Annotated in this window: 16 protein-coding genes; 7 read left to right on the top strand and 9 right to left on the bottom strand. The window is 71.0% G+C overall.

What is annotated here, in order from left to right:
• Positions 1–5 precede the first annotated feature (5 nt).
• From crtI to ACIB24_RS20485, 3 genes are all read left to right on the top strand, one after another.
• Positions 6–1,547, top strand: coding sequence for a phytoene desaturase family protein (gene crtI / locus ACIB24_RS20475; RefSeq protein WP_398284037.1), 1,542 nt, complete (start codon positions 6–8; stop codon positions 1,545–1,547).
• Positions 1,547–2,152 (top strand): hypothetical protein, encoded by a 606-nt coding sequence (locus ACIB24_RS20480; RefSeq protein ID WP_398284038.1) that lies wholly within the window; start codon positions 1,547–1,549, stop codon positions 2,150–2,152. Before crtI ends, ACIB24_RS20480 begins: the two co-directional genes overlap by 1 nt.
• 168 nt (positions 2,153–2,320) lie before the next feature.
• Positions 2,321–3,241, top strand: a complete 921-nt coding sequence (locus ACIB24_RS20485) for a phytoene/squalene synthase family protein (protein ID WP_449619064.1) — start codon at positions 2,321–2,323, stop codon at positions 3,239–3,241.
• Positions 3,242–3,264: 23 nt separating this feature from the next.
• Here the strand turns inward: ACIB24_RS20485 and ACIB24_RS20490 are convergent, their stop codons facing one another.
• Entirely contained in the window at positions 3,265–3,630 is a 366-nt protein-coding gene (locus ACIB24_RS20490) for an Rv2175c family DNA-binding protein (protein WP_398284040.1), read from the bottom strand.
• Between the two features lie 164 nt (positions 3,631–3,794).
• On the opposite strand from ACIB24_RS20490, the gene ACIB24_RS20495 reads away from it, so the two are divergent.
• Complete coding sequence (locus ACIB24_RS20495) at positions 3,795–6,047, top strand: PASTA domain-containing protein (RefSeq protein WP_398284041.1); 2,253 nt, start codon at positions 3,795–3,797, stop codon at positions 6,045–6,047.
• A gap of 16 nt (positions 6,048–6,063) precedes the next feature.
• Here the strand turns inward: ACIB24_RS20495 and ACIB24_RS20500 are convergent, their stop codons facing one another.
• The 4 genes from ACIB24_RS20500 to ACIB24_RS20515 form a co-directional block, all read right to left on the bottom strand.
• A complete protein-coding gene (locus ACIB24_RS20500) occupies positions 6,064–6,654 on the bottom strand; it encodes a molybdopterin-dependent oxidoreductase (protein ID WP_398284042.1) in 591 nt (196 codons plus the stop codon).
• Between the two features lie 90 nt (positions 6,655–6,744).
• Positions 6,745–7,755 (bottom strand): threonine aldolase family protein, encoded by a 1,011-nt coding sequence (locus ACIB24_RS20505; RefSeq protein ID WP_398284131.1) that lies wholly within the window; start codon positions 7,753–7,755, stop codon positions 6,745–6,747.
• 50 nt (positions 7,756–7,805) lie between these two features.
• Positions 7,806–9,116 (bottom strand): class II 3-deoxy-7-phosphoheptulonate synthase, encoded by a 1,311-nt coding sequence (locus ACIB24_RS20510; protein WP_398284132.1) that lies wholly within the window; start codon positions 9,114–9,116, stop codon positions 7,806–7,808.
• Positions 9,117–9,325: 209 nt separating this feature from the next.
• The gene (locus ACIB24_RS20515; RefSeq protein ID WP_398284043.1) at positions 9,326–10,138 is read right to left on the bottom strand and encodes a lysophospholipid acyltransferase family protein; all 813 of its coding nucleotides are present in this window, start codon (positions 10,136–10,138) and stop codon (positions 9,326–9,328) included.
• Positions 10,139–10,336: 198 nt separating this feature from the next.
• Between ACIB24_RS20515 and ACIB24_RS20520 the strand changes: the two genes are divergently transcribed.
• From ACIB24_RS20520 to ACIB24_RS20530, 3 genes are read left to right on the top strand one after another with little or no spacing between them, the layout of a single operon-like run.
• Positions 10,337–11,098: an alpha/beta hydrolase gene (locus ACIB24_RS20520; RefSeq protein WP_398284044.1), complete on the top strand. Its 762-nt coding sequence runs from the start codon at positions 10,337–10,339 to the stop codon at positions 11,096–11,098.
• Between the two features lie 58 nt (positions 11,099–11,156).
• On the top strand, positions 11,157–11,675 hold the full coding sequence (locus ACIB24_RS20525; RefSeq protein ID WP_398284045.1) for a hypothetical protein: 519 nt from the start codon (positions 11,157–11,159) through the stop codon (positions 11,673–11,675).
• 19 nt (positions 11,676–11,694) lie between these two features.
• Entirely contained in the window at positions 11,695–14,790 is a 3,096-nt protein-coding gene (locus ACIB24_RS20530; protein ID WP_398284046.1) for a DUF3427 domain-containing protein, read from the top strand.
• 240 nt (positions 14,791–15,030) lie between these two features.
• Here the strand turns inward: ACIB24_RS20530 and ACIB24_RS20535 are convergent, their stop codons facing one another.
• The 4 genes from ACIB24_RS20535 to ACIB24_RS20550 all read right to left on the bottom strand — a co-directional run bounded on the left by ACIB24_RS20535 (position 15,031) and on the right by ACIB24_RS20550 (position 18,169).
• Positions 15,031–15,357, bottom strand: a complete 327-nt coding sequence (locus tag ACIB24_RS20535) for a hypothetical protein (RefSeq protein WP_398284047.1) — start codon at positions 15,355–15,357, stop codon at positions 15,031–15,033.
• 130 nt (positions 15,358–15,487) lie between these two features.
• A complete protein-coding gene (locus ACIB24_RS20540; RefSeq protein WP_398284048.1) occupies positions 15,488–16,183 on the bottom strand; it encodes an endonuclease/exonuclease/phosphatase family protein in 696 nt (231 codons plus the stop codon).
• An 82-nt stretch (positions 16,184–16,265) separates the two neighbouring features.
• Positions 16,266–17,219 (bottom strand): ROK family glucokinase, encoded by a 954-nt coding sequence (locus tag ACIB24_RS20545; protein WP_398284049.1) that lies wholly within the window; start codon positions 17,217–17,219, stop codon positions 16,266–16,268.
• Positions 17,216–18,169 carry an ROK family glucokinase gene (locus ACIB24_RS20550; protein ID WP_398284050.1) on the bottom strand — a complete coding sequence of 318 codons (954 nt, stop codon included), beginning with the start codon at positions 18,167–18,169 and terminating at the stop codon, positions 17,216–17,218. The genes ACIB24_RS20545 and ACIB24_RS20550 overlap by 4 nt, the downstream gene beginning before the upstream one ends.
• Positions 18,170–18,269: the final 100 nt, after the last annotated feature.

The following is an 18,269-nucleotide window of genomic DNA, read 5'->3' on the forward strand; positions in this document are numbered from 1 at the left end:
CCGCCGTGGCGCTCGGGCGGGGTCGCCGGGTCGAGGGGCCCACCGACCATGTCGTCGTCGTCGGCGCCGGGCTCGGCGGGTTGTCGGCCGCTATGCGGCTGGCCGGCGCCGGACGGCGGGTGACCGTGCTGGAACGCGAGGCCACCCCGGGCGGGCGGGCCGCCGTCCGGGTGCTGCCCTCCCCCGCCGGCGGCGAGTACCGGTTCGACCCGGGCCCCACCGTCCTGACCATGCCCGACCTGATCGCCGACTGCTTCGACGCGCTCGGCGAGGACCTGACCGACTGGGTCAACCTGCGCCCGGTGGAACCGCTGTACCGGGCGAACTTCGCGGACGGGTCTCACATCGACGTGCACGCGGACGTCGACGCGATGGCCGCCGAGATCGAGAAGCTCTGCGGGGCCGGGGAGGCCGCGGGGTTCCGGCAGTACGTGAGGTTCGTGTCGAAGCTGTACCGGTACGAGATGCGCTCGTTCATCGACCGGAACATCGACTCCCCGCTCGACCTGGTCTCGACCAACCTGGCCCGGCTGGTGGCGATCGGCGGGTTCCGGAAGCTGGCCCCGAAGGTCGCGCAGTACCTGAACGACGAACGGCTGCAACGGGTCTACTCGTTCCAGGCGATGTACGCCGGCCTGTCGCCGCAGGACGCGTTGGCCCTGTACGCCGTCATCTCGTACATGGACTCGGTGGCCGGGGTGTACTTCCCGGCCGGCGGGATGCACGCCGTACCCGCCGCGATGGCCGCCGCCGCCGCCCGCCACGGCGTCGAGTTCCGTTACGGGACCGAGGTTTCCGGGGTGGAGCTGAAGGGACGGCGGGCGGTCGCCGTCCGGACGGCGACGGGCGAGCGGGTGCCGTGCGACGCCGTCGTGCTCAACCCCGACCTGCCCGTCGCCTACCGCGACCTGCTGGGTCGCGTGCCGTGGCGGGTCCGGCGGCTGCGCTACTCGCCGTCCTGCTACCTGATGCTGGCCGGGTCGCGGGCCGACTACCCGGCCGCCGCCCACCACAACATCCACTTCGGGCACGCCTGGGACTCGGTGTTCGACGAGCTCGAACGCGGCCGGCTGATGAGCGACCCGTCGTTCCTGGTCACCAACCCGACCCGCACCGACCCCCGGCTCGCCCCCGGAAACCGGCACATCTACTACGTGCTGTTCCCGACGCCGAACCTGCAGCCGCCGCGGGGTTCGCGGCCGGTGGACTGGGACCGGATCGGCCCGGTGTACACCCAGCACGTGCTCGACGTGCTGGAGGAGCGCGGCTATCCCGGGTTCACCGGCGCGGCCGAGGTCATCGACGTGACGACGCCCGCCGACTGGGCCGCGCGTGGGATGGCCGCGGGGGCGCCGTTCAGCGCGGCGCACACGTTCGGGCAGACCGGCCCGTTCCGGCCCGGGAACCTGTGGGGCGAGAACGTCGTGTTCGCGGGGTCCGGGACCCAGCCGGGCGTCGGCGTCCCGATGGTGCTGCTGTCCGGACGCCTGGCGGCCGAGCGGATCACCGGTCCGGACCCGTTCTACCGGTCCAGGGCGTGGGTCTGATGGCGACGGACGGCGAGACGGTGGCCGAGGCGATCGCCCGGTTCGAGCGGGAGCCGGCCGCACGACGTGAGGCGGCAGCGGCTGCCGGTCGCCCATGGGTGGAACCGCTCGACCTGGGGGTGACGTGGAACGCCGGGGCGCCGATGCCCCACCTGGTCGTCGGTCCGCATCGTGCGTTCGTGATCTGTTACCCACGGGACTCCGAGAACCTACGCGCCCTCGGCGGCTGGGGAGAGTCCGAGGGAAGACCTGTGACGTCCGGTGATGAGGAAGCCCTTCTGGTCGTCGAGATCGTGGGCTGTTCCGAAGTGCGCTGGGGCGGGCCCAACGACGAGGCACAGCACGGGCATCCGTTGGCAGGCTCCGGGCTGAGCGGTTATGGCCCCTTCGAGGTCCACAACTCGGCCTGGATCGAGCACTCGCGGCAGGTGAACTCCGTGCACGAGTACCACTCCGACGACGTGTTCCGCTCCCGTCGGCATTTCATCCTGGCCTTCCACGACGAGATGATTGAGACCCAGGCGCGGCGCCTCGACATCGAGGTCAGGCACTCGACCATGCGCGACCTGTTGACCGAGCTGGCAGTGCGGGTCACCGAGTCCTGAGCATCTGTATGGACGTTGTGCGGGTCTGCTGCGCCGAGATTGACGTTGCGCTTCTCTGAAGCCCCGGACCGGGCTTCTCCAGGCTGTATTTCGTCAAGCTGGGCGCGACGAACCCGCGTTTCGTCAATCTCGGAGCGGATCTGGGCCGGACCCGGCGGATACGGCACAATGCGCGGGGTGAGTGACCGGGTACTCGACGCAGCGGGCATCCAGGACCCGCAGCTGCGCGCCGCGTACGAGGTGTGCCGCAAGCTGAACCAGGAGCACGGCAAGACGTACTACCTGGCCACGATGCTGCTGCCGCCCGCCAAGCGGCCCCACGTCTGGGCGTTGTACGGGTTCGCCCGCTACGCCGACGAGTTCGTCGACTCGCTGGTCAACCCCGACCCCGACGCCCTGATCACCTGGGGGGCGAACTTCCTCGACGCACTGGCCGGGGGGCCGATGCCGGACGACCCGGCCGCTCTGGCGATGATCAACACGATGCGCCGGTGGGCGATCCCCCGCCAGCACGTCGAGGCGTTCCTGGAGTCCATGCAGATGGACATCACGATCACCGGCTACCCGCGCTACACCGACCTCGAGCAGTACATGTACGGCAGCGCGTCGGTGATCGGGCTGCAGATGCTGCCGATCCTGGAGCCGCAGCAGCCGGAGGCGGCGGCGCGGGCCCGGGCGCTGGGCGAGGCGTTCCAGCTGACGAACTTCATCCGCGACGTCGGCGACGACCTGCGCCGGGGCCGGGTCTACCTGCCGCAGGAGGACCTGGACACGTTCGGGGTGACCCGGGCGCACCTGGAGCGCGGGATCGTGACGCCGATGATCCGGGAGCTGCTGGCCTTCGAGATCGACCGGGCCCGCGCGCTGTACGCGTTCGCCGAACCCGGCATCGACATGCTGCACCCGACCAGCCGGGACTGCGTGCGGACGGCGTTCGTGCTGTACGGCGAGATCCTGGACGCCGTCGAGCAGGCCGGGTACCAGGTGCTCACCCAGCGGGTCGGCGTCCGGCTCTCCCGGCGGTTCCAGGTCGCGGTCCCGGCCCTGCGCCAGGCCCGCAAGACCCGCCGCGCCCTCATCAGATCGTGATCAGGGACGAGTAAGAGGGCGGGTCAGAAGGCCAGGGCCTGGGCGCGGCGCCGGATCTCCGTCTTGCGGCCGGCCCGCAGCGCGTCCAGGGGCGTGCCCGGCAGGCTCTCGTCGGGGGTGAGCAGCCAGCGCAGCGACTCCTCGTCGGTGAACCCGGCGTCGGCGAGCACGACGATCGTGCCGGACAGCGCGTCCAGGGGCTGACCGTCGTCCCCCAGCAGTTCGGCGGGGACGCTCAGGATCTTCCGCTCACCACGTCGCAGCGCCAGGAGCTGGCGCTCCTCCAGCAGCCGCCGGACCTTGCCGACGGCGATGCCCATCCGTTCGGCGACATCGGGCAGGGGCAGCCATTCACGGGGGCCGTCGGGGCCGGAGTCGAGCACGTCCACGTGCTCAGCCTGCCACGGCCGCCCGGCGATGTGAGAACCGCCTCAAGCAGCGGCCGGGACAGGCGGCGGAGGTGTCCGGTTCATGCCCCCGACCTGCGTCTTGGGTCGAATCAGTGTTACCGATGAAACCGTGGGACCCCAGGAGCCCCCGTATAGTCGGACCCGTGGACCTCACTGTGAAGGGCGGGCTCCTCGGCCGCATGGTCGACGACCGCTACCTCGTGGAGTCGAAGATCGCCGACGGCGGGATGGCCACGGTGTACCTGGCGGTCGACCGGCGGCTGGACCGCGAGGTCGCGCTGAAGGTGATGCACGCCGATTTCGGCGGTGACGAGGAGTATGCGTCCCGTTTCGTACGGGAGGCACGCTCGGCCGCCCGGCTGTCGCACCCGAACATCGTCCAGGTCTTCGACCAGGGCACCGACCGCAGCGAGCCTGGTCACGAGCTGCTGTACCTGGCCATGGAGTACCTGCCGGGCCGCACGCTGCGGGAGGTGCTCGCCGAGCGCGGCGCGCTGACCCCGCGCGAGGCGTCGTCCGTGATGGTCCCGCTGCTCGACGCGCTGGCCGCCGCGCACCGGGGCGGCATCGTGCACCGCGACGTGAAGCCCGAGAACATCATCCTGACCGACGACGGCCGCGTGAAGGTCGCCGACTTCGGCCTGGCCAAAGCCATCGCCGCCCCGGTGCCCAGCGACGCGCAGGGCCAGTTGTTCGGCACCGCCGCCTACCTCGCCCCCGAGCTCGTCAGCCGCGGGATCGCCGACCACCGGGCCGACCTGTACGCCGCGGGCATCGTGCTGTTCGAACTGCTCACCGGCGCCCAGCCGTACAGCGGCGGCGAGCCCGTCCAGGTCGCCCACCGGCACGTGCACGAGCGCGTCCCGGCCCCCAGCGTCGTGGCCCCCGGCCTGCCGGACGTGTTCGACGCGCTGGTCCTGCAGGCCACCGAGCACGACCCCGACCGCCGTCCGGCCACCGCGGAGGACATGCTCGCCGAGGTCCGTCACATCCGGGCCACCATGCCGGCCGCGGCGCTCGACATCCGCGCGGTCACGCCGTCCCTGCAGCCGGTGACCCGCTCCGAGCCCACCCGAGCGATGAACACCGCGGGCATGCCCGTGGTCGGCGGTGCCGCCGCCGGGGCCTTCGCGGGCGGGACGGCCGGAGCCGTCGGTGCCGCCGGGGCCGCCGCCGGCACGGCCGCCTTCTCCGCCGGTCCTGCGACCGCGCACACCACGGCGCTCAGCGGCGCCCCCACGGCCTTCGCGCCCCCGCCGTCCTTCGCCGACCGGCCGACCGCGGTGGGCGGGCCGGCGACCACGGCCCTCGGCCCGCCCGCCGGGCCGGGGGGCCCGGGGGGCCCGTCCTGGCCGGGCGGCAACGACCCGAACGCCGGGTACGGCGGTCTGCCGCGGCTGTCGGTGCACGACGAGGACGACGCCCCGCTGGTCGCGCTCGGTGGTCCGGGGGCCGCGCGCCCGCCGATGGACCCGGAGAAGCGCAAGCGGCTGCTGATCGGGGCCGGGGGCGGCGCCGCGGTGCTCCTGCTGCTCATCGTCTGGTGGTTCGCCGGTGGGCCGGGTTCGAAGATCCCCGTCCCACTCGTGGTCGGTTCCACCCAGGCCGAGGCGACGGCGACGCTGAAGGCGGCCGGTCTGACGGTCGTCATCGTGCCCCAGTACAGCGACGACGTCGACAAGGGCAAGGTCATCCAGTCGGACCCGGGCGCCGGTGAGGGCGTGTCCAAGGGCGGCGAGGTCACGATCGAGGTCAGTCAGGGCCCCGAGACGGTGAAGATCCCCGACGTGGCGAAGCTGTCCGAGGAGGACGCGCGGGCCAAGTTGAAGGCGGCCAACGGGAAGATCCAGATCGCGGCCGAGTCGACCGAGAAGTACAGCAACAAGATCGACAAGGGTCAGGTGATCGGCACCGACCCGGCCGCGGGTAAGACCATCAAGGTCAACTCGCAGCAGGTCACGCTGATCGTCAGCCGCGGTCCGGCCCCGATCAAGGTCCCCGGCGTGGTGGGCCAGAACGTCGACGCCGCGAAGGCCCAGCTGTCCGGGCTGGGCCTCAAGGTGAAGGTCGAGGAGACGGACGGCGACGGCACGCAGGCGCCCGGCACCGTCCTCGACCAGAGCCCCGCCAAGGACGCGAACGTGGCCAAGGGCGACACGGTCACCCTGACCGTGGTGAAGGTGCCCGACGGGCAGGTCCAGGTGCCGGACGTGCGGAACAAGAACGTCGAGGAGGCCAACGGCATCCTGAACGGCGCCGGGCTGACGATGAACGTGATCAACGGGGGCGGCAACAACCCGAACGCCGTGGTCACCTTCCAGAGCGCCACGCCGGGCAGCTACGTCCAGCAGGGCACGCAGGTCAACGTCTTCGTCGGCAACGGCCCCGGCCGCTGAGGCCGCTCCCCGAGCCTCACTCCTGGTAGGAGTACCGCTCCTCCCGCCAGGGGTTGCCCTGGCGGTGGTAGCCGCGTTCCTCCCAGAAGCCGCGGCGGTCGAGCGTCAGGTACTCGATCATCCGCAGCCACTTGGGGCCCTTCCAGCTGTACAGGTGCGGAACCACCAGGCGCAGCGGCCACCCGTGCTCCGGCGAGAGCGGCTCACCGTTGCGATGGGTGGCGAGAACCGTTCGCGGAGAGACGAAATCGTCCATCGACAGGTTCGTCGAGTAGCCGTACTCGGCCCACGCCATCACGTGGGTCACCTCGTCGGCCGGCGGGATCAGCTCGACCAGGGTGCGGGCGAGTACGCCCTCCCAGAGGTTGTCGAGGACCGACCACTTGCTGACGCAGTGCAGGTCGCCGGTGACGCTGCCGCGCGGCAGCTGGGCGAAGGCGTCGACGTCGAGGTGGTGCTCCTGCCCGTCGGCGGTGGCGCCGTTGACGGTCAGTTTCCACGTGTCCGGGCGGAATCTCGGGACCGGCCCGTAGTGCCGGACCGGGAACCCCGCCGCCAGGCTCTGGCCCGGCGGTAGCGTTCGCGGCTGCGGCGCGGGCTCCTGCACCCCGGCATTCTCCCAGACCTCACAGGTCCCGCTGACCACCGAGGCCGGCGCGCGAGTGAGCCACCCCCGGGCTACACCCGTCTGCGGGGGTCAGGAGCTGCGCGACAGCACGTCCGTGACCACGGCGGGCAGGACGTCGCACGCGCGGTCGGTGCCCGCGTCGTCCACGTCGAGGTGGGTCACCACTCGCACCGTCCGGGTGCCGAGCGCGCCCACCCGCACGCCGCGCTCGGCGGCCAGCCGGACGACGTCCGCCGCGGGCGACTCGCCGACCGCCCCGGGCAGGTCGAGGACCACGATGTTCGTCTCCACGTCGGCCGGGTCCACGACCTGCGGGGCGGCCGCGGCGACCGCGGTGGCGATCCGCCGGGCCCGCGCGTGGTCGTCCGCCAACCGCTCGACGTGATGGTCCAGCGCGTGCAGCCCGGCCGCGGCCAGGACGCCGACCTGGCGCATCCCGCCGCCGTACCGCTTGCGCCAGACCCGGGCCTGTGCGATCCGCTCGGCGGAACCCACGAGCACCGAACCGATCGGCGCGCCAAGGCCTTTCGAGAGGCAGATCGACACGGTGTCGGCCACGGCCCCGTACTCGGACATCGGGACGCCGGTGGCGACGTGCGCGTTGAACAGGCGGGCGCCGTCCAGGTGCACCGCGACGCCGAGCGCCTCGGCCCCCGCCCGCAGCGACTTCAGCTCGTCGATGGACTGGACCGTCCCACCGCCGAAGTTGTGGGTGTTCTCGACGGCGATCGCGGCGGTGGAGACGAAGTACGGGCCCGCGTCGGGCACCGCCATCTCCAGGGCCTGGTCGGCCGAGAACCGGCCCCGCTCCGACACCCAGGTGCGGGTCGTGACCTGCCCGAGGACGGCGTGCCCGCCGAGCTCGGCCCGCACGACGTGCGCCATCGAGTCGCACAGCAGCTCCTGCCCGGGCGCGACGAGCACCCGGACGCCGAGCATGTTGGTCATCGACCCCGTCGGGCAGAACAGCCCGGCCTCGTGCCCGAGCAGCGCCGCGGCCCGGGCCTCCAGCTCGTTGGCCAGCGGGTCCTCGGCGTAGACGTCGTCGCCGACCTCGGCGTGCGCGATCGCCTCGCGCATCGCCGGGGTCGGCCGGGTCAGCGTGTCCGACCGCAGGTCGACGGGCGCGCTCACCGCTCGCTCAGCATCTCCGCGACCAGGAACGCCAGCTCCAGGGACTGCTGGTGGTTCAGCCGGGGGTCGCACAGCGTCTCGTACCGGGTGGCCAGGTCGGCGTCGTCGATCCGCTCCGACCCGCCCAGGCACTCGGTCACGTCGTCACCGGTGAGCTCGACGTGCAGCCCACCGGGCACGGTGCCCAGCGCCGCGTGCACCTCGAAGAAGCCACGCACCTCGTCGAGGACGTCGTCCAGCCGACGGGTCTTGTAGCCCGAGGCCGACTCGAACGTGTTGCCGTGCATGGGGTCGGTGATCCACAGCACCGGCATGCCCTCGCGGTGCACGGCCTCGACCAGGCCCGGCAGGACGTCGCGGATGGTGCCCGCGCCCATCCGGGAGATCAGCGTCAGCCGGCCCGGCTCGCGGTGCGGGTCGAGCTTGTCGATCAGCCGCAGGAGCTCGTCGGGCGTGGTCTTCGGGCCGACCTTCATGCCGATCGGGTTGCGCACCCGCGACATCAGGTCGACGTGCGCGCCGTCGAGCTGGCGGGTGCGCTCGCCGATCCAGACCATGTGCGCCGACACGTTGTACGGGGTGCCGGTGCGGGAGTCGATGCGGGTCAGCGCTCGCTCGTAGTCGAGCAGCAGGCCCTCGTGCGAGGAGTAGAAGTCGACCGTGCGCAGCGCGTCGGTGTCACCGCCGCAGGCCGCCATGAAGCGCATGGCCCGGTCGATGTCACGGGCCATCACCTCGTAGCGGGCGTTGGCCGGGCTCTTCACGAAACCGCGGTTCCACTCGTGCACCTGGCGCAGGTCGGCGAAGCCGCCCTTGGTGAACGCGCGGATCAGGTTCAGGGTCGAGGCGCTCGTGTTGTAGGCGCGCAGCAGCCGGCGCGGGTCGGGGATGCGCGACTCGGGCGTGAAGTCGTAGTCGTTGATCGCGTCGCCCTTGTAGGCGGGCAGCGCCACGCCGTCGCGGGTCTCGGTGGGGCTGCTGCGCGGCTTGCTGTACTGGCCGGCCATCCGGCCGACCTTGATCACCGGCATGCTCGCGCCGTAGGTCAGGACGACGGCCATCTGCAGGATCGTCTTGATCTTGTTACGGATGCGGTCGGCCGTGGCCTCGGCGAACGTCTCGGCGCAGTCGCCGCCCTGGAGCAGAAAGGCCTCGCCGCGGGAGGCCGCGGCCAGCCGGTCGCGCAGGTCGTCGCACTCGCCGGCGAACACCAGCGGCGGATACGCCGCGAGCTCGGCGGTGACCTCCTTCAGCACGGCCTCGTCGGGCCATTCCGGCTGCTGCAGGGCGGGCAGGTCACGCCACAGGTCGAGGCCGGCCTCGAGGGCGGCGGCGGCGGTCTGCGGAGCCCCGAATTCGGGGAGCTGTTCGAGCGGGAGACGGACGTTCACCGGGCCAGCCTAAGCGACCGGGGTCGTGAGTTTCGCCCGAGTATCGCCGCGCCGACCCGTACGGGCGGTGGGCCGCCCGCTCGAGGGGCGGGCGTCGTCCGGGATGAGCCGTGGGACGGCGCCCCTCAGGCGGCGTCGTCGGGTGCGGTTCGGGCGGGGGGCCCGCCCGGGGTCACCACCCCGTCGTGGACGCCGTCGTGGGCCTCCCAGGCGTGGCCCGCCTTGGCCGCGGCCAGGCGCTCCTTCATGGTCGCCACGTAGACGTCCACGTACTCCTGGTCGGACAGCTCCATCAGCTCGTACATGATCTCGTCGGTGATCGAGCGCAGCACGAACCGGTCGGACTCCATGCCCTCGTAGCGGGAGAAGTCGAGCGGTTTGCCGATCACGACCCGCACGGGCTTCAGCCGCCAGAACTTCCGCCCGGGGGGCTGCACCTCGTAGGTGCCGACCATCGCGACGGGGATGACGGGGACGCCGGCCTCCAGGGCCATCCGGGCGACGCCCGTCTTGCCCCGGTACAGGCGCCCGTCGGGCGAGCGCGAACCCTCGGGGTAGATGCCCAGGAGCTCGCCCTTGCCGAGCACGCGCAGCCCCGTGCGCAGGGCCGCCTCGGAGGCCCGCCCACCCGTGCGGTCGATCGGCACCTGGCCGGTGGCCGCGAAGAAGGCGGCGGTGAGCCGGCCCTTGACGCCCCGGCCGGTGAAGTAGTCCGACTTGGCCAGGAACGTGATCTTCCGGGGCACGAACAGCGGCAGGAAGAAGTGGTCCGAGAAGGACAGGTGGTTGCTGGCCAGGATCGCCGCGCCCCGGTCGGGCACGTTCTCCAGCCCCTCGACCCGCGGGGACCAGACGGCGGCGATGAGGGGGCCCAGGATGACCCGCTTCAGCAGCCAGTAGAAGAGCACCGAACCTCCGCCCCCCGCGTCTCGACCCACGACCCCCTTCCGGTGCGAGGGCTTGTCAACGAGGGTAGGCCGCGGATGCGCGTGCGGAAACCGGGGTGGTTGTGGGCGGCGCTACATCCGAGAGTGTTCCCCTGGCGTTTCCTGACAATCCGGACTCCGGTCGACCGGCCTCGACCTCGGCGGCCCGCCGTGTCACGATTGGCGGGCAGATTCACGATGGGAGTGGTCATGACCGTGCGGCCCGGTGCCGAGCCCTTCCACTCCGACGGCGACGACGTCGGCGTCCTCGTACTGCACGGTTTCACCGGCAACCCCACGTCCATGCGCCCGTGGGCCGAGGCGATCGCCGCCACCGGCCGCACCGTCGCCCTCCCCCGCCTGCCCGGGCACGGCACGACGGTGCAGGACATGCGGAGTACCCGCTGGGAAGACTGGGTCGCCGAGGCCGACTCGGCCTTCCACACGCTGCGCGCCAAGGTCTCGACGGTCGTGGTCTGCGGGCTGTCGATGGGCGGGGCGCTGGCCCTGACCCTGGCCGAGCGGTACCCCGCCGAGGTGGCGGGGCTGGTGCTGGTGAACCCGGCCGTGCGCATCGACGACCCGCGCTTGGTCGCGCTGCCCGTCGTCAAGTGGCTCACGCCGTACCTGCCGCCGGTGGGCAACGACATCAAGAAGCCTGGGGTGACGGAGGACGCGTACGGGAAGATCCCGTCGCACGCGCTGGCCTCGAGCCTGGCCGGGTACAAGGGGGTCGTGGCCGACCTGCCGAAGGTGACGGCGCCGCTCCTGCTGATCCGCTCGCGCGTCGACCACGTGGTGCCGGCCTCGTCGAGCGCGCTGATCCTGTCGAAAGTGTCCTCCCCGGACCCGGTCGAGATCGTGCTGGAGGACAGCTACCACGTGGCCACTCTCGACAACGACGCGCCGACGATCTTCGAGAAGTCCATCGAGTTCATCGAGCAGGTCACCCGCAACCGGACGACGGCATGAGCGAGCGGAGCGAGCTCATCATCGAGCAGAGTGTGCGGCGCATGGCGAGGAACGAGCCATGAGTGACGAGGCGAACGCCGGGGGCGGCAACGGGCCCGACAGCGGTTCCGGGGAGCCGTTGGACATCGACTCGGCGTTCGCGGCGATCGTTGCCGACTGGGAGAAGGAGACGCCCGAGGGCGAACGTTCCTGGCCCGCCGACGAGGACGCCGACCTGGAGGCCCTGCGCGCCCTGCCGCCGGTGACCAAGTCGGTTCCGGTTGAGACCGAAGGACTCTCGGTCGTCCCGGACGGCGAACGGTCCGACCGGTCCGAGCCGGCCGAGCCCGAGGACACCGAGCGGTACGAGCCGCCCGAGCCGCCCCCGCTGCCGCGCGGCGACCTGATCAGCCGGGTCGCCTGGGCCGGCGCGCTGGGCGGGCCGCTGTTCCTGCTGATCGCCGTGATCGCCTGGCGCACCGCTCCGCAGCTCCTGCTGATGGCCGCGATCGTGGCGTTCGTGGCCGGCTTCGTGACCCTGGTCGCGCGGATGCCGCAGCACCGCGACGAGGACGACGGGGACGGCGCGGTCGTCTGACCATAACGGGGAGTGGTACGTGCAGGAGGGGCTCTACGAGTCTCTGGTCACCGTCGGACTTCGGGACAGTCTTGCCCGCTTAGTCGACGCCCAGGCTCACACTGACAAGGTCGATGTGGCGGAGGAAACGACCGCCCTGGTCCGGCATCTCGCGCCGCTGATCGAGGGCAGCCTGCGCCGCGCGCCCGGTACGGCGGACCGGGTTGCGTTGGCTCGCACGATTCTGCGGGCCCTTCCCGATGCTGAGCAGGAGACGTTCGACGAGCAGCTCCCGCGGCTCGAGCAATTGCTCGCGATTCAGGCGCACCCGGGCCTTGTCGCACCGAACGTCGAACGGCCCAAGACACCGCTCTCGGACGCCGCTTTGCTGACCAATGCTCGCGGCGAGCCCACCCTGGCCGCCGAGCTTCAGGCCGAGCTGAGCAGCGCCGATGGCGTTGACCTCCTGTGCGCCTTCGTGAAATGGGAAGGCGTTCGGCTTCTCGAGCGTCAACTTCTGATGCTCAAGGAGCGGGGCGTGCCGGTACGCGTCCTGACGACCACCTACCTGGGCGCCTCGGATGCGCGGGCCCTCGACCGACTGGTCGATGAGTTCGGCGCGATCGTGAAGGTCAACTACGAGACCGACCGGACCCGACTGCACGCCAAGGCTTGGCTGCTGCACCGTCGAACTGGCTTCGACACCGCCTACGTGGGCAGCAGCAACCTCTCGCATGCAGCGCTGATCGATGGGCTGGAGTGGAATGTCCGACTTTCGGCTATCGCCACACCGGCGCTACTGAACAAGTTCCGGTCCACGTTCGACTCGTACTGGGCGAGCCGGGAGTTCGAGCCGTACCTTCCGGGCCGGGACGGCGAACGACTCCGGGAAGCGCTCGAGGTCGCGGGAGGACGACGGCAGCGTCCGACGTCAGTGACGTTGTCCGGTCTCGAGGTGCGGCCCAAACCGCATCAGGCCGAGATGCTCGAGGAGCTGGACGCCGAACGCACCCTGCACAACCGGCACCGCAACCTCGTCGTGGCTGCCACGGGGACGGGCAAGACAGTGATCGCTGCGCTGGATTACCGACGGTTGGTCGAGGATCATCACGGCCGCGATCTGAGCCTGCTGTTCGTGGCCCACCGCATCGAGATCCTGGAACAGGCCCGGCGCATGTACCAAGAAGTGCTCTCGGATGGGACGTTTGGCGAGCTCCTGGCGGGAGGTAAGGAGCCGAAGCGCTGGCGTCACGTGTTCGCCGCCGTGCAGGCGCTGTCCGCGAGGCGGCTGTCGGAGATCGACCCGGCCCAGTTCGATGTCGTGGTGGTCGACGAGTTCCATCATGCCGAGGCGGCCAGTTACCGCCGCCTGCTCGAGCACGTACAGCCCATCGAACTGCTTGGGCTCACTGCCACGCCGGAACGGACGGACGGCGCCGACGTTCGCACCTTCTTCGACGGCCGAGTGGCCAGCGAGCTACGCCTCTGGGATGCACTGGAACAGAACCTGCTCTGCCCCTTCCACTATTTCGGCATTCACGACGGCACCGACCTCTCCCGCCTGACCTGGCGACGAGGCGCCTACGAGACCACGTCGCTCAGCGAGCTATACACCGGTGACGATGCGCGCACCCGCATCGTCCTGCGCCAGGTCCGCGACAAGGTCGCGGACGTCGGCATGATGCGGGCGCTGGGCTTCTGTGTCAGCGTCGAGCACGCGCGCTACATGGCGGAGAAGTTCACCGAGGCCGGCATCCCGTCCCGCGCCGTCAGCGCAGATACTCCGGCCCAGGAACGTCGAGACACCTTGGTAGCCCTGCGAGAGCGTCAGCTCAACGCCGTTTTCGCGGTCGATCTCTTCAACGAAGGCCTGGACATCCCCGACGTGGACACGGTGCTGTTCCTACGGCCCACTGAGAGCTCGACGGTCTTCCTCCAGCAGTTGGGCCGCGGCTTGCGCATGACGCGCGGCAAGACGGTGCTGACCGCGCTCGATTTCGTCGGTCATCACCGCCGCGAGTTCCGCTTCGACCAGCGCCTCACAGCCATGACCGGTCTCCGTCGCGGGGACCTGGTGCGCCAGGTGGAGCAGGGATTCTCGTTCCTGCCCTCAGGTTCGCAGATCGTGTTGGACGAGGTGGCGCGCGAGATTGTGCTAGCCAACGTCCGACAGCAGGTCTCCCCACGTTGGGCAGCCCTGGTGACCGAGGTGGCCACACACCCGAACGGTCAGTTGGCCTCTTTCCTCGACGCGGGGCAGCGCAGCCTGGCCGACGTCATCCGGGACAAGGGACAGACATGGACGAAGCTGTGTCGCGACGCCGGTAAGGAAGTCCCCGCCCCTGGCCCCCGTGAGGACCAGTTGGCCCGTCGAGCCCGTGCCTTCACTCAGGTCGATGATGCCGCGCGCCGTTCGGCGTATGCCCAGCTCCTCGCTTCGGGCCAGGCCGACGATTCCGTTCTGGAGCGTCGAACTTCGGACATGTTGTTCTTCTCGCTATTCCCGGATGGGGGCGGTTTCCCCGACACGGCAACCGGTCTCGCCACCCTCAACGAAGAGCCGGCGCTGCGCTCCGAACTCACACAGATCATCGACGTCAGCTTCGACTTGGCTCGGCGCAGTACTCAGCCCATCGTGGAGTTGGAGCCGGCGCTGAAGGACGTGCCCTTGGCTGTGCACGCGAGCTACACCCGCGAGGAAGTTCTCGCGGCGCTCGGGCACGCAACTATGAGCCGGACGCCGGGAACCATGCGCGAAGGGGTGGCCTGGTGCGAGGCCAGCCAGGCTGACGCCTTCTTCATCACGCTACAGAAGACGGACACCGACTACTCCCCCACGACGATGTACCGAGACTTCGCGCTCAGTCCCGAACTCTTTCACTGGGAATCGCAGTCGACCACGCGCGAGTCCTCGCCCACGGGCCAGCGGTACATCAACCATCGAGAGCGTGGAACGTCGATCCTGCTGTTCGTACGCCAACGCAAGACCGGGCCGCTCGGCACCTCGCCGTACGTGTTCCTGGGGCCGGCCGACTACGAATCGCACACCGGGGAACGTCCGATGGCGATCACGTGGAAGCTTCGCAAGCCCATGCCCACTGAGGTTTTCATCGCCGCTCGGGCTGCCATTGCGTGACGGCTCGATGCACAGCGGAATCCGGCTTGTGGACAGTCAATCGCAAGAGACAGCCAACCACCCGTAGTCGTCGCAGACCAAGTGACTGATGCCGGTTCGCTCGTCACGTGCATCAGGCGAAACGCCTCTCGGTGAAGCTCTAGTCGCGAGAAAGGTCTAGTCGGGAGGGCGCACCGATGACCGCTGGGTCGTGACTGCCGTCGTATCCCAGGAACCCGATCAACAGGCGAGTTTCAACACTCACGATTCACTGATCGGGGCGAAAAGTTGCTGCAACTTACTGCGCGCCTCGTCTAGCGAAAGACCGAGTCGGGCGGCTGAGCGGCGGACGAGGACCTCGCGATCGCGCAGGCGCTCCGCCTCTTCTCGAAGCAGCTCGGGTCGGTGCAGGGCTAGCTCAGCTAGATGAATACTCACATCGCTAGTTCCGATCTCCTGCAGATAGGGCATCGTCTCTAGCATGTGATCGCTTGCATACCAACGTAATTCGTGGGAAACATCCTGGATGTCAAATTCCTCGACAATCCTCGCCAGTGCAGCAAGGCCATGCTCGTGTGATCGACTCACGAACCGAGCATCCCCGACACAGGACCAGATCACCAAGGGGCGTCTCAGAACGCGATGTGCAGCTCGAGTTCGCGACCGTTAGCGGGGTGATTCGCCTTCGTGACAGCCCAAATAGCGCCGCTGTCGGTCGCTAGCTGGAAAGCAGGGCGATCTCGGTGAGCACCGGGCGGTGGTCGGACGCTCGCGCCACGTCCGGCTGGTCGAAGCGCTCGACATCGTAGGCGGCCACCTCCACCCCGCGGGCCAGGACGACGTCTATCCGGGTGGACGGCGAGCGCGCGGGGTAGGTGGGGGCGGCCCCGGGGGCCGGGTCGTCGAGGAAGGTCGACAGCGCGGTCCAGGCGCGACCGCCGGGACGCTCGTTCAGGTCGCCGGCCAGAACCACCCCGGAACCGTTGCGCACCAGCGCCTCTCGAATCACTGAAACGTGCCGTAGCCGGAGGTCGGCGAGCAGGGGCAGGTGCACCGCCGCGACCCGCACCGCCGCGGTCCCCGGCAGCCGGACCGACGCGACGACCGTCCCCCGGGGCACGCGCGCCCGGCCGGGCACGGGGCGGCCGGGGACGGGCAGCCGGAACGCCGACACGTCGGAGAAGGACGCGGCGAACGACCCGAGCAGCGCCGTCCCGGCCGACGCCCGGCCGCCCGCGACGAACAGCAGGTTGGCGGCCCGGGCCAGCGCGCTGATCCGGTAGACCGACCCGGCCCGGCGGGAGACCTCCTGCAGGCAGACGACGTCGGCCCGCGCGGCCCGCAGCACCCGCGCGGCCGCCTCGGGGTCGGGCAGGCCGGCGACGTTCCAGGTCAGCAGCCGGAGTGGACGCACCGCGCACTTCCTTCCGTGTCCGTCGGCGCCGGGGGCGCCTCCTCCGGGGCGCCTAATTCCATGATCACGCTTAATTCCTTGATCACGGGAGGGAGAGGCGGGCCAGGTCGGCGGCGCCCACCAGACCGGCCTGGGGGCCCAGGGCGGCGCGTTCGACGGCGGCGAACGGGCGGAAACCGCGGCCGGTCAGCGTGCGCCGGAACGACTCCCGCGCGGGGCGCAGCAGCAACTCGCCCGCGTCGGACACCCCGCCGCCGATGACGAACAACCCCGGGTCCAGCGCCGCGGCCAGGTTGGCCAGGCCCACGCCGAGCCAGCGCCCGACGTCCTCGAACAGCTCGACGGCCACCGGGTCGCCGTCCTGGGCGGCCTGGGTCAGCACCGGCCCGACCAGCCCCGACACGTCCCCGCCGACCCGTTCCAGCAGGGGCACGGTGACGGGCGACCCGGCCAGGGCCAGTTCGCGCGCCTCCCGGCCCAGCACGTTCCCGGACGCGTACTGCTCGAGGCACCCGCGGTTGCCGCACTCGCAGCGCCGCCCGTCGGGCACCACCACCATGTGTCCGAACTCGCCGGCCATCCCCCACCGGCCCCGGTAGAGCCGACCGTCGCGGACGATCCCGCCGCCGATCCCGGTGCCGAGCGTGACGCACACCAGGTCGGGTTCCCCCCGCCCGGCCCCGAACCGCGACTCGGCCCAGGCGGCGGCGTTGGCGTCGTTCTCCACCACGACCGGCAGCCCGACGTCCGCAGCCACCGAGGCCCGAAGCGGTTCGTCACGCCAGGCCAGGTGCGGGGCGAACATGACGCGCGCCCGGTCGGCGTCCACGAACCCGGCGGCGCCGATGCCGACCGCGAGAACGTCCGCCCCGGAACGCAGTTCGGAGACCACCGAGGCGATCGTGGCCCGTACGGCCGCCGGGTCCCGGCCCGGCGTCGTCCGCCGCACCTCACGCGACACCCGGCCGTCGGCGGACACGAGGCCACCGATCACCTTGGTCCCGCCGATGTCGATCCCGACCGTGTAGCCGCTCACCGGATCGTCGCGAGGTCCGCCGCTCCGATGATGCCCGCGTCGTTGCCCATCCGCGCCGTGACCACCTCGGCGTGCGGCCGGTTGGCCGCCCCGGTCAGGTTCTCCAGGTACGTGCGGCGCGCGGGCCCGATCAGCAGCTCCCCGGCCTCGGCGACGCCCCCGCCGACGACGACCATCACCGGGTCGAACACGGCACACATCTGCGCGACGCCCTCGCCGAGCCAGTCGCCGAGCTCGGCCAGCAGCGCGATCGAGGCCTCGTCCCCGGCCAACGCGGCCTCCGTGACCATCCGGCCCTGCAGCGCCTCGGCGTCCCCGCCGGCCCGCTTCAGCAGGTCGGCGCCGCGCACCGGGTCGTCGATCACCAGCTGCTTGGCCGAGCGCACCAACGCCCGCCCGGAGGCGTACATCTCGAGGCAGCCGTGCAGGCCGCACCCGCACAGCCGGCCGCCCCGCACGATCCGGAAGTGCCCGAACTCGGCCGCCATGCCGAACCCGCCGCGCACGAGCTTGCTCGACTCGACCAGGCCGCCGCCGACCCCGGTGCCGATGGTGAACAGGATCATGTGCTCGACGTCGCGGCCCGCCCCGAACCGGAACTCGGCCCAGGTGGCGGCGTTCGCGTCGTTCTCGATCCGCACCGGCACCCCGAGCCGGGCCGTCAGCTCGGGCCCGAGTGGGTACTCGCGCCACGCGATGTTGGGCGCGAACCGGACGATCGACCGGGTGGCGTCGATGTACCCGGCGGCCGCGACGCCGACCGGTACCTCGCCGGCCGGGCGCCCCACCCGCCGGAGCAGCTCCTCGGCCACGTCACCGATACCGCGCACCAGGCCCGGGACGTCCGTCGGTGTGGGGACCCGCACCCGGTCGAGGATGGTCCCCGCCTCGTCGACGACGCCCCCGGCGATCTTCGTGCCACCGACGTCCAACCCGATGCTGACCTGCACGCGACCGACCCTTCCTCCGGGGCAGCTCGACCGCTGCCGGGTGACAGATTAGGCGGTCGGGCCCCGGCGCTCGGCATCCGGCCGCCACCCCGACCAAGAT

The organism is Spongisporangium articulatum, assembly GCF_044465595.1.
GTDB classification, from domain to species: Bacteria; Actinomycetota; Actinomycetes; order Actinomycetales; family Kineosporiaceae; genus Spongisporangium; species Spongisporangium articulatum.